Source organism: Citrobacter sp. BDA59-3, from assembly GCF_015167655.1.
Classification (GTDB): Bacteria; Pseudomonadota; Gammaproteobacteria; order Enterobacterales; family Enterobacteriaceae; genus Phytobacter; species Phytobacter diazotrophicus.
Window position 1 is genome coordinate 3,938,292 of record NZ_CP063427.1, and the last position, 11,863, is coordinate 3,950,154.

Genomic DNA, 11,863 nt, shown 5'->3' on the forward strand with positions numbered 1-11,863 from the left:
GCGACATCTTTGTCCCCCCTGGCGCAGAGCGTACAGCGAGGGGGTTGAGTCCCCGCTGAAATTGGTGAGACGAAGACCCGATGACAAGGTCAGTCCGCCAGGGATGGCGGACTGAGGTTTGTCGGGACACGACAAAATCGTCCGGAACGATTTTGAACAACGCAATGCGTTGGCCCGAAGGGCGAGCCCCAGGGATGGGGCGAGTAACTCGAGTCAAACCGACCGCAGGCAGCGGGGCGGGAGGCGAACGCAGTGCGAAGCACCGATTTCTTTGCGAGGCCGCGGGGATTGTAAAGGGGAACGCGGTGTTCCCCTTTACCCGTTCACGTGTCCGAAGGTGACATTTCGCCATGAACATACGGTGAACGGAACCCTCCTCCAGAGCCGCATATTCCCCTCACCCCAACCCTCTCCCCGGGGGAGAGGGAGAAAACCGCTCGTAGCCCGGACAAAGCAGCCGCCGCATCCGGGAAATCCCGACAACCAGCTTACAGCGGCTGCGTCTGCGCCTCTACCACCGCCAGCGCCACCATGTTAACGATACGCCTTACGGAGGCGATAGGCGTCAGGACATGCACCGGCTTCGATACGCCCATAAGCACCGGTCCCACCGTCACCCCCTCGGAGCTCGACACCCGTAGTAAGTTGTAACTAATACGGGCAGCCTCAACGTTTGGCATAATCAGGATATTCGCCGAGCCTTTCAGCGGACTGTCCGGCATACGTTCATGGCGGATACTCTCCACCAGCGCGGCGTCCCCGTGCATCTCCCCGTCAATCATCAGCTCGGGTGCACGCTCGCGCACCAGCTCCAGCGTTTCACGCATTTTCAGCGCAGCCAGCGATTTCGAGGAACCAAACTGCGAATGGGATAACAGCGCCACTCTCGGCTCGATACCAAAACGGCGCACAGTTTCTGCCGCCAGCAAGGTAATCTCCGCCAGTTGTTCAGCGCTGGGGTTCTCATTCACATAGGTATCGGCGATAAAGGTGTTCCCGCTGGGCAGCAACAACGCGTTCATCGCCCCGGCCGCATGCACGCCTTCGCGGTAGCCGAAGATCTCCTGCACGACGCTAAAGTGTTCATGATAATCACCGATGGTGCCGCAGATCATCGCATCCGCTTCACCGCGGTGAACCATGATCGCGCCAATCACCGTGGTATCGCTGATCACCGCACGCTGCGCCTGTTCCTGAGAGATACCGCGCCGTTTCATGATGCTGTAATACTCGGTCCAGTACTCTTTGAAGCGAGGATCCGATTCATTGTTGACGATCTCAAAGTCAACGTTGGGTCGAATTTGCAGCCCCAGTTTTTGGATACGCATTTCGATCACGCCCGGACGGCCCACCAGAATCGGCTTCGCCAGCCCCAGAGTGATCAGCTCCTGCGTCGCATGCAGCACGCGCGGCTCTTCCCCTTCGGTCAACACAACGCGTTTTGGCTCTTTACGTGCCTGCGAGAAGATAGGCTTCATAAACAGGTTGGTTTTGTAGACAAACTCGGTGAGCTTATCGACATAGGCGTCAAAATCAGCGATCGGACGGGTTGCGACGCCGGAATCCATCGCTGCTTTTGCCACCGCGGGGGCGATCTTCACAATCAAACGCGGATCGAACGGTTTCGGGATCAGATAATCCGGGCCAAAGCTCAGATCCTGGTCGCCATAGGCGGAGGCCACCACCTCACTCTGCTCGGCATGCGCCAGCTCGGCAATCGCATGTACCGCCGCCAGCTTCATCTCTTCGTTAATCGCCGTCGCACCCACATCCAGCGCACCACGGAAGATAAACGGGAAGCAGAGTACGTTGTTGACCTGGTTAGGGTAATCGGAACGGCCAGTACAGATGATCGCATCCGGGCGAACCTCTTTCGCCAGCGGCGGCAGAATTTCCGGTTCCGGGTTTGCCAGCGCCAGAATCAGCGGCTGACGCGCCATTTTTTTGACCATCTCCGGCGTCAGCACTTTCGGACCGGAACAGCCGAGGAAAATATCCGCGCCGTCAACCACATCTGCCAGCGTGCGTTTGCCATCATCCTCCACGGCATAAGCCGCTTTGGTTTCCGCCATGTTGGCTTCACGGCCTTTGTAGATAACCCCTTTGGAGTCGCATACCACAATGTTGTGTTTCTGCATGCCCAGCGCCACCAGCAGGTTCATACAGGCGATTGCCGCCGCCCCTGCTCCGGAGACCACCATACGCACGTCAGACAGATTTTTCTCTACCACGCGCAGGCCGTTCAGAATGGCTGCGGTACTGATGATGGCCGTCCCGTGCTGGTCATCGTGAAAAACGGGAATGTTCATGCGTTCGCGCAGTTTTGCCTCAATATAGAAGCACTCTGGCGCTTTGATATCTTCCAGGTTGATGCCACCGAAGGTCGGCTCCAGCGCCGCCACCACATCGATCAGCTTGTCCGGATCATGCTCGTCGACTTCGATATCAAATACATCAATGCCGGCGAATTTCTTAAACAGAACGCCCTTGCCTTCCATCACCGGCTTCCCGGCGAGGGCGCCAATGTTACCCAGCCCAAGCACGGCGGTACCGTTTGAGACGACGGCAACCAGGTTGCCACGCGCCGTATACTTATAAGCTGCCAGCGGATCTTTCTCGATTTCAAGACACGGAGCCGCAACACCCGGCGAGTAAGCCAGCGCCAGATCGCGCTGTGTGGCCAGGGGCTTCGTTGGAGACACCTGAATTTTCCCAGGATGCGGGAACTCGTGGAAATCGAGGGCACTTTGTTTGAGTTGGTCGTCCATTTGCTGTTCCTTAACGCGTATCTTTCAGATAATTGAAGCGTGATAACCGTCCTGATGCGCCGCATAGTATGCCCCCAGCCACGCCCGCAAACTTTGAACACAACCAAACTCTGACCAACCCATAACAAAAATTGCTATCAATTCATAACACCAATGTTACAACCCGTTGAAAGCAAGACACTCCTCGTCTGCTATGCTTTTTTGTTATGCACAACACGATTCCGATAACAACACTCTCGAAATCATTCATATAACACCTTGCTTTTTAAGGAGTATTTTTCTATGAATTATTTAGACGGCATCAAACAGTTCACTACCGTGGTAGCCGATAGCGGCGATATTGAGTCCATTCGACATTATCAACCCGAAGATGCAACCACCAACCCCTCGCTACTACTGAAAGCAGCCGCGCTGGACCACTTTAAGCACTTGATTGAAGACGCAATTGTCTATGGCAAAAGCCACGGCAAAACCCAGGAGCAGCAGGTAGCAGAAGCCTGCGACAAGCTGGCGGTAAATTTCGGTCAAGAAATTCTGAAAAGTATCCCCGGACGTGTTTCAACCGAAGTGGATGCCCGCCTCTCCTACGATAAAGAAAAAAGCGTCGCCAAAGCCCGCAAGCTGGTGCAGCTCTATGAGGAGTCAGGCATCGATAAATCACGCATTCTGATCAAACTGGCTTCAACCTGGGAAGGGATCCGCGCGGCGGAAATCCTCGAAAAAGAGGGGATCAAGTGCAACCTGACGCTCTTGTTCTCCTTCGCCCAGGCGCGTGCCTGTGCCGAAGCCGGGGTATTTTTAATCTCCCCATTTGTTGGACGTATCTACGACTGGTATCAGCAACGTAAGCCCATGGACCCGTACGTGGTGGATGAAGACCCCGGCGTGAAATCCGTGCGGAATATCTACGATTATTTTAAACAGCATCGCTACGAAACCATCGTCATGGGCGCAAGCTTCCGTCGTACAGAACAGGTTCTGGCGCTGGCAGGCTGCGACAGACTGACTATTTCTCCCGACCTGCTCAAGGCCCTGCACGGCGAGGAAGGCGTTGTTGAACGCAAACTGGTTCCGCCGTCGCAAACCTTCCCGCGCCCTGAACCTCTGACCGAAGCGCAGTTCCGCTGGGAACACAACCAGGACGCTATGGCGGTGGAGAAACTGTCGGACGGCATCCGCCAGTTCGCCGTTGACCAGCGCAAACTCGAAGATCTGATCGCCGCCAAATTTTAACCCTTAGCAAGGAGAGAGTTATGTCTCGTAAAGAGCTCGCCAATGCGATTCGCGCCCTGAGTATGGATGCGGTACAAAAAGCGAATTCCGGCCACCCTGGCGCACCGATGGGGATGGCGGATATTGCCGAAGTCCTGTGGAACGACTTCTTAAAACATAATCCGACAGACCCGACCTGGTACGATCGTGACCGTTTTATTCTGTCTAACGGCCACGCCTCTATGCTGCTCTATAGCCTGCTGCACTTAAGCGGTTATGACCTGTCGCTGGATGAGTTAAAAAACTTCCGCCAGCTACATTCGAAAACCCCGGGTCACCCGGAGATTGGCTATACGCCAGGCGTCGAAACCACCACCGGTCCGCTTGGGCAGGGGCTGGCGAACGCTGTCGGGCTGGCGATTGCTGAACGGACGCTCGCCGCACAGTTCAACCGCCCTGATCATGAGATTGTCGACCACTATACCTATGTGTTTATGGGCGATGGCTGTCTGATGGAGGGGATCTCGCATGAAGTCAGTTCGCTGGCGGGCACCCTGGGGCTCGGCAAACTGATCGGCTTTTACGATCACAACGGCATCTCAATTGATGGCGAAACCGAAGGCTGGTTTACCGACGATACGGCCAAACGTTTCGAGGCCTACCACTGGCATGTGGTACATGAAATCGACGGCCACGATCCCGAGGCGGTGAAAAAGGCCATTCTGGAAGCGCAAAGCGTTAAAGATAAACCGTCACTGATTATCTGTCGCACGGTCATTGGTTTCGGTTCCCCCAATAAGGCCGGGAAAGAAGAGTCCCATGGCGCTGCGCTTGGGGAAGAGGAAGTCGCCTTAACCCGTCAGAAACTGGGCTGGAAATACCCGGCTTTTGAGATCCCAAAAGAGATCTATAAAGCATGGGACGCGCGCGAAAGCGGCGAGAAAGCGCAGCAGGCATGGAAGGAGAAATTTGCGGCCTATGAAAAGGCATACCCGGAACTGGCTGCGGAATTTAAACGTCGCCTGAGCGGTGGTCTGCCCGAAAACTGGGAACAAACCACCCAGGCGTATATTGAGAAACTGCAGGCGGAGCCGGCAAAAATTGCTACCCGCAAAGCGTCACAAAATGCCCTGAATACGATTGGTCCGGTTCTGCCGGAACTGCTCGGTGGTTCCGCCGACCTTGCCCCCAGTAACCTGACGATCTGGTCGGGTTCCCACTCATTAAAAGAAGATCCAGCCGGGAATTACATCCACTACGGCGTGCGTGAATTCGGGATGACCGCCATCGCCAATGGCATCGCCCATCACGGCGGCTTTGTGCCGTACGCCGCCACCTTCCTGATGTTTGTGGAGTATGCGCGCAACGCGGCACGTATGGCGGCGCTGATGAAAGCCCGACAAATCATGGTCTATACCCATGACTCTATCGGTCTGGGGGAGGATGGTCCAACTCACCAGGCAGTGGAACAACTGGCCAGCCTGCGCCTGACACCGAATTTCAGTACCTGGCGCCCCTGCGATCAGGTCGAAGCTGCGGTTGGCTGGAAGCTGGCGGTGGAACGCCACACCGGCCCGACGGCCTTAATTCTGTCCCGACAAAACCTGGCGCAAATGGACAGGACACCGGAGCAGGTTAAAGCAATCGCCAAAGGCGGTTATATCCTGAAAGATGCCGATGGTAAGCCGGATATCATCCTGATCGCCACCGGCTCTGAGGTTGAAATCACGGTAAAAGCGGCGGAAAAACTGACTCAGGAGGGGCATAAAGTCCGCGTGGTATCGCTGCCTTCAACCGATATTTTTGATGCCCAGGATGAGCAATACCGCGAGTCGGTCCTGCCTTCGGATGTCAGCGCCCGCGTTGCCGTTGAAGCTGGTATTGCCGACTACTGGTACAAATATGTCGGGCTGAAAGGCGCGATTGTCGGTATGACTGGCTACGGCGAATCCGCGCCTGCGGATAAGCTCTTCCCGTACTTCGGCTTCACCGTCGAGAATATTGTCGAAAAAGCAAAGCGCCTGCTGTAAGCGCCCTGCCCGGCTGTGCCGCATGATACTCTCTCCCATGGGGATGAGGGTACAAACTCTAAAAAACGCCAACGTTTGTTGGCGTTTTGCTTTTTTAACGCGTGATCCACAGGGTGGGCCAGGCATCTGGTCCATGCCAGTTATCACATTCAGGCTCTTCGGCGTAACGCGTCAGGCGAAAGCGCTGGCCATCAAAACGCCAGCGTGTCATTACGCCGCAATCCGCTAACCCACGACCTTTGGCAAGCGTCGTCAACTCGTGGGTTTTCTCATCAAACCTGGCGTTCATCAATTCCAGTTCGTTGGTACCGCGCGAAGGGGTAAATGGCAGGTGTAAGCGTAGCGGGCGTGAAGAGAACGGTTTTTCCCGCGAGACCATCCAGGCTAAATCCACCGTGTTGTACGCGCCTGCTTCGCAGTCAATAATCAGCAGGGCTTTATCATCCGTTAACGCCGTGACCCGAACCTCCCGGCGCATGGGGTCAAGCGAGCACTGGCTGTTATTCATCCGCCAGTTGCCATAATCTAGTAAGTCATTGAGTTCTCGCTGCGTTAACGGTGAGGGGCTGGAGTCAGTCAGCGCGACTTCTTTAAGGGCCGGGGCCGGCGGTACACTCAGCGGTGGATCGTCCCCTTTTTTGATCCACGCCGTTTCGCTACCGACGCGTTTTTGCTGGGCATCAATAAACAGCAATGCCGCTTTTAGGCCAACCAGGGAAATCGTCCCCTTCCCGTCTTGCAAAGTGATCGCCTGGGCTTCCTGAATAGTTTGCAAAAAATCCGTAATGGTCTGTGCGTTATCGGTCATTAAATGCCAGGGAGTGATTTGCCAGCGTTGACCGACCAGCCCGAGCGGTTTGTCGTCCAGGCGCAGGCGTGGCGCAATGGGCGCCTCTTTTAAGGGGGGAAGTTCTTTGCCGCCCAGATCGATGCGCAAAGCAGCACTGGTCTGCGCCCCGGCACTGCGCCCCAGAGTCATGACGAGGCCATGGTGCTCACCCGTATTTCGTGCCACGCAGAAATTTTGATTATTACAGGTTACTTGCCAGTCGGAAAAAGCCTGCTGCGCGGGTGCAGCCCACAGGAAGGACGTCGGGCACACACCCAGAATGAAAGCAAGCAAAACGCGGTAACGCATGAATAAAACAGCCCCGGAAGAGAATCGCAACACACAACCCGCGTATCTTCGTGTTCCCGCGCCTGCCGCTCAATCGGATTTGTCGGATAGCTTTATCTAAAATTTATTTTTTAACCCTAGTAAAATCAATCCATTAGACCTGATGATTGCAAATATTGCAGTAAAATCACCGCCTTGCCGTCGCGTATCTCGCCGCTTTTCATCATCTCAAGGGCCTGCGCAAAGGGGAGTTCCAGCACTTCAATGTCTTCATCTTCGACACCGCCGCCATTATTTGCCCGGATGCTGTCGTCATAGCGGGCGATAAAGAAATGGACGATTTCGGTGACGCCACCGGGGGACATATAAAGCTCGAATACCTTACGAACCTCACTCACTGCATATCCCGTCTCTTCAACGGCCTCTTTGCGAATGCACACTTCCGGTTCATCGTCGTCCAGCAGGCCGGCGCAGGTTTCAATCAGGCGACCGTCTTCGTTACCGTTAACCCAGGTCGCGACGCGGAACTGGCGAATCAGGACCACGCTCTTTTTATCCGGGTTATACAGCAGAATAGTGGCGCCATTTCCTCTGTCATAAACCTCGCGTTTATGGCGAATCACGTCACCATTTTTGCGGGTCAAATCGTAGGTAATATTGCGAAGAATGAAATAGTTATCTGAAAGGACTTTATCTTTAATGACTTCTATGTTGAACGACATACCGACTCCACAACGTAATACGGTCACTCTCATATTACGCTGCGAAGTCTGTTTTGTCGCGACGGGTAATCAGTGGCCTTTCGGTGCTGTAACGCCCAGCCAGTCCATCATCCCCTGTGCAGCATGACGACCTTCCGCCATGGCTGTCACCACCAAATCTGCACCGCGAACCGCATCGCCACCGGCGAAGATTTTCGGGTTGCTGGTCTGATAACGGTATGCGCTGTTGACGTTCGCCGCGATACGGCCCCAGTCATCAACCTCCACGCCGTGCGTTTCCAGCCACGGCATGGAGTGCGGATTGAAACCAAAAGCCATGATGACGGCATCTGCTGGCATCACAAACTCGCTGCCCTCTATTGGTACCGGACGGCGACGCCCTTTCGCATCCGCTTCACCCAACTGCGTGCGTAGCAGGCGAACCCCCGTGACACAGCCCGATTCATCCAGCTCCAGGTTGACCGGCTGGACGTTAAACTCGAATTCAGCCCCCTCTTCCTTCGCGTTTTTTACCTCTTTTTTCGAGCCCGGCATATTGGCCTCATCGCGACGATAGGCGCAGGTCACTTTGCTGGCCCCGTGACGCAGCGATGTCCGTACACAGTCCATCGCCGTATCACCGCCACCCAGCACCACTACATTCAACCCGGCGGTGTTGATAAAGGGTTCTTCCGGCGAATCCGGTAGCCCCATCAGTTGTTTGGTGTTGGCGATGAGGAACGGCAGCGCGTCATAGACGCCAGGCGCATCTTCATTCGGTAAATTCGCTTTCATCGACCGGTACGTACCGACGCCGACAAACACGGCATCGTACTCTTCAAGCAAGGTGTCCAGGGTAATATCCCGGCCAATTTCGCAATTCAGTTCGAAGCGAATACCCATCGCGCTGAAAATTTCCCGGCGGCGCGCAAGCAGTGATTTATCCAGTTTGAAGGCCGGAATACCGAAAGTCAGCAGGCCGCCGATTTCCGGGTGACGATCAAACACAGTGGTACTCACGCCGTTGCGCGCCAGCACGTCGGCGCATGCCAGACCGGCAGGCCCCGCGCCAATGATCGCAATGCGTTTATCTACCGCTGCCACATGCTTAAGGTCAGGCCGCCACCCTTTTGCCAGCGCCTGGTCGGAAATGTAACGCTCAATATTGCCGATAGTGACCGAGCCGTAATCGTCGCGAACGGTACACGCCCCCTCGCACAGACGATCCTGCGGACAGACGCGCCCGGTGATTTCCGGTAAGCAGTTCGTCTGGTGCGATAACTCAACGGCTGCGGTGATATCCCCGGCTTTTACACGTTCAATCCACTGGGGAATATGGTTGTGCAGCGGGCAGGTCCATTCACAGACGCTGTGCTCACCGCATTTCAGGCAACGCTCCGCTTCACGCTGAGCCTGATCGGCGCGGAACGGCAGATAGATTTCAGCAAAGCCGGTTTTGCGCGCCGCCAGCGCCAGCTTATCGGGCTCTCCACGCGGCGACGTTTTGAGCATCTGTTTGACCTTGCGATCGTTAAATGCCGGGACCAACGCCGCCATACTGTGCCACGGTTGAGCTTCCTGGCTGGCCGCACGTAAACGGCGCGCCTTCGCCAGGTCAGCCAGATCATCACGACTCACGACCTGAATAGCGTCTGCCGGGCAGTTTTGCGCACAGGCGGGGCCTTCAGCGCGATCGACACAGAGATCACATTTGTGTGCCGTGGCTTTTACCATGCCATTGCCGACCGGTGTGACAAGGATCTGCATGGTGCCGAAGGGGCACGCCACCGCACAGGATTTACAACCGATGCATTTATCCTGGTTAACTTGCACCGAATCATTTACACGACTAATTGCGCCGTTCGGACAACTGCGGGCACAAGGAGCGGCTTCACAATGGTGACATGTTACCGCGCTGCGCTGGCGTTTATTCTTTACGACCGTAATTCGGGGATGAAAATGTTCGTGACTTAAAACGTGTTGTTCCTGGTTATGTGCCATTACACAGGCCACTTCACAGGCGCGACACCCTATACATTGTTGGCTGTTAGCCATAATAAAACGATTCATGGCGGTCTTCTTTTCTGGTTTAATAAACCTTATTTTTTATATGAACAATGTATTTACCTGGGCTGTTCAGCGCAGGCAATGTACATTTGCCCAGAAGCGTTACTTAATTGTCACGCGCATGTTGCAGATCAATTTATCGTGGCATAAGTCAAAATTAATCTCATTTGATGAGCCGTCCGGCGATGCCATTTCGTCCGCCACCCCTGGATAGCGGGAATTGCTGTTGTGACTGTAAAACGACCTGTTTCATCCAGCCTTGCCAGAGCCTTTTTTTATATCGTCTTGCTTTCGCTGCTCTCAACGGGCGCGGCGCTAATGACGCTTGCCAGCAGCTTGCGCGATGCGGAAGCCGTTAATATCGCCGGTTCTCTGCGTATGCAAAGCTATCGTCTGGGGTATGACCTGGAACGCGGCTCCGCAGAATTAAATGCACATCGCCAAATCTATCAGCAATCGCTGAACTCACCGGTTTTACACACGTTAAACCGCTGGTATGTGCCTGAAATTGTTGGGCAGCGCTATGCGCAGTTACAGGAAAGCTGGCAGGAGATGGATGCCCGATTAGGCACAGCCGACTCGGTCTGGTATCAGCATAATATTCAGCAATATGTCGATAACATCGACCAGTTTGTTCTGGCGCTACAACACTATTCGGAACGGAAAATGTTGCTGGTGTTGGGCATCTCGCTCATTGGCGCGATGGGGATTTTCCTGCTGGTCTTTTTTACGCTACGGCGCATTCGCCAGCAGGTCGTTAACCCCCTTGCGCAAATGATGGTGGCGAGCCAGGAGATTCAGCGAGGACATTTTACCTATCCGTTACTCAATACCCATCTGGATAACGAATTGGGGCTGCTGGCGTCCACGTTTGACCGAATGTCTGGTGAATTGCACAAACTCTACCGCACACTCGAAGCCCAGGTCGCAGAGAAGACGTATGACCTGCAGGAAGCCCACCGTCGCCTCGAAGTGTTGTATCAATGTTCGCAGGCGCTCAACACCAGCCAGATCGACGTTATGTGTTTTCGTCACATTCTGCAGATAGTCTATGAGCACGAAGCGGCAAGCTATCTGGAGTTAACAATGGGCGATCACTGGTCCATTCATCACGGTGAGGCGCAGGAAGACCTTCCGGTTAACGTGTTACCCGTCAGCATGCAAGAGAGCGTTTTTGGCGAATTACGCTGGCAAAGCGTCAATGCCCAGGCTTCCACGCCATTACTGCAAAGCGTGGCCACGATTATGGGGCGCGGGTTCTATTTTAATCAGGCGCAAAAACAGCACCAGCAACTGATTCTGATGGAAGAGCGCGCCACCATCGCCATGGAACTTCATGATTCGCTGGCCCAGGTGCTTTCTTATCTGCGTATTCAACTGGCATTGCTCAAACGAGCAGTGCCCGAGGACAACGCGCCCGCCCAAACCATCATCACCGATTTTTCCCGTGCCCTGAACGATGCCTGGCGTCAGTTGCGGGAATTACTGGCGACCTTCCGCCTGACGGTTTCCCAAAGCGATCTGCCCGCCGTTCTGAATGAAGCAATGGCGCTTCTCCAGAGCCAGACGACCGCGAAGCTCGAGCTGGATTGCCGCCTGCCAACGCTTATGCTGGATGCACAGCAGCAGGTAAACATCTTGCAGATAGTGCGCGAGGCGGTGATCAACGCGATTAAACATGCCGACGCCAGTACCATCACCGTCAGTTGCGTTACGGACCCGGACGATCAGTATTCGGTTTATATTCGCGATAATGGAAAAGGCATCGGCACGACCGATGAACCTCAGGGACATTACGGATTGAATATTATGCGCGAACGAGCAAGCCGTCTTGGCGGCACGCTGAACTTTGCGCGCCCGCCTGGCGGTGGGACATTAGTCGAACTGCGTTTCCCGGCGCCGCGTACGCTTAAAAGCCAGCAAACGTAAGGAAAAGAAAAGAATTTCTGAAACGGATGCAGCAAAACG

The 11,863-nt window shown here is 54.8% G+C and carries 7 protein-coding genes; 3 read left to right on the forward strand and 4 right to left on the reverse strand.

Annotation, left to right across the window (positions count from 1 at the left end; all coding sequences use genetic code 11):
- Positions 1-488: 488 nt before the first annotated feature.
- Entirely contained in the window at positions 489-2,768 is a 2,280-nt protein-coding gene (maeB, locus tag IP582_RS18500; RefSeq protein ID WP_071193722.1) for an NADP-dependent oxaloacetate-decarboxylating malate dehydrogenase, read from the reverse strand.
- Between the two features lie 282 nt (positions 2,769-3,050).
- Here maeB and tal point away from each other — a divergent pair, with 282 nt between their 5' ends.
- Both tal and tkt read left to right on the forward strand, forming a co-directional pair.
- Positions 3,051-4,001 (forward strand): transaldolase, encoded by a 951-nt coding sequence (gene tal / locus IP582_RS18505; protein WP_193794058.1) that lies wholly within the window; start codon positions 3,051-3,053, stop codon positions 3,999-4,001.
- A gap of 20 nt (positions 4,002-4,021) precedes the next feature.
- Complete coding sequence (tkt, locus tag IP582_RS18510; RefSeq protein ID WP_193794059.1) at positions 4,022-6,010, forward strand: transketolase; 1,989 nt, start codon at positions 4,022-4,024, stop codon at positions 6,008-6,010.
- A 94-nt stretch (positions 6,011-6,104) separates the two neighbouring features.
- Here tkt and IP582_RS18515 read toward each other — a convergent pair whose 3' ends face one another.
- The 3 genes from IP582_RS18515 to aegA all read right to left on the reverse strand — a co-directional run bounded on the left by IP582_RS18515 (position 6,105) and on the right by aegA (position 9,898).
- Entirely contained in the window at positions 6,105-7,148 is a 1,044-nt protein-coding gene (locus IP582_RS18515) for a DUF1176 domain-containing protein (protein ID WP_193794060.1), read from the reverse strand.
- A gap of 125 nt (positions 7,149-7,273) precedes the next feature.
- Positions 7,274-7,849: a GDP-mannose pyrophosphatase NudK gene (gene nudK / locus IP582_RS18520; protein ID WP_039079719.1), complete on the reverse strand. Its 576-nt coding sequence runs from the start codon at positions 7,847-7,849 to the stop codon at positions 7,274-7,276.
- Between the two features lie 69 nt (positions 7,850-7,918).
- Entirely contained in the window at positions 7,919-9,898 is a 1,980-nt protein-coding gene (gene aegA / locus IP582_RS18525) for a formate-dependent uric acid utilization protein AegA (protein WP_108700854.1), read from the reverse strand.
- 225 nt (positions 9,899-10,123) lie between these two features.
- On the opposite strand from aegA, the gene narQ reads away from it, so the two are divergent.
- Entirely contained in the window at positions 10,124-11,824 is a 1,701-nt protein-coding gene (gene narQ, locus IP582_RS18530; protein WP_193794061.1) for a nitrate/nitrite two-component system sensor histidine kinase NarQ, read from the forward strand.
- Positions 11,825-11,863: the final 39 nt, after the last annotated feature.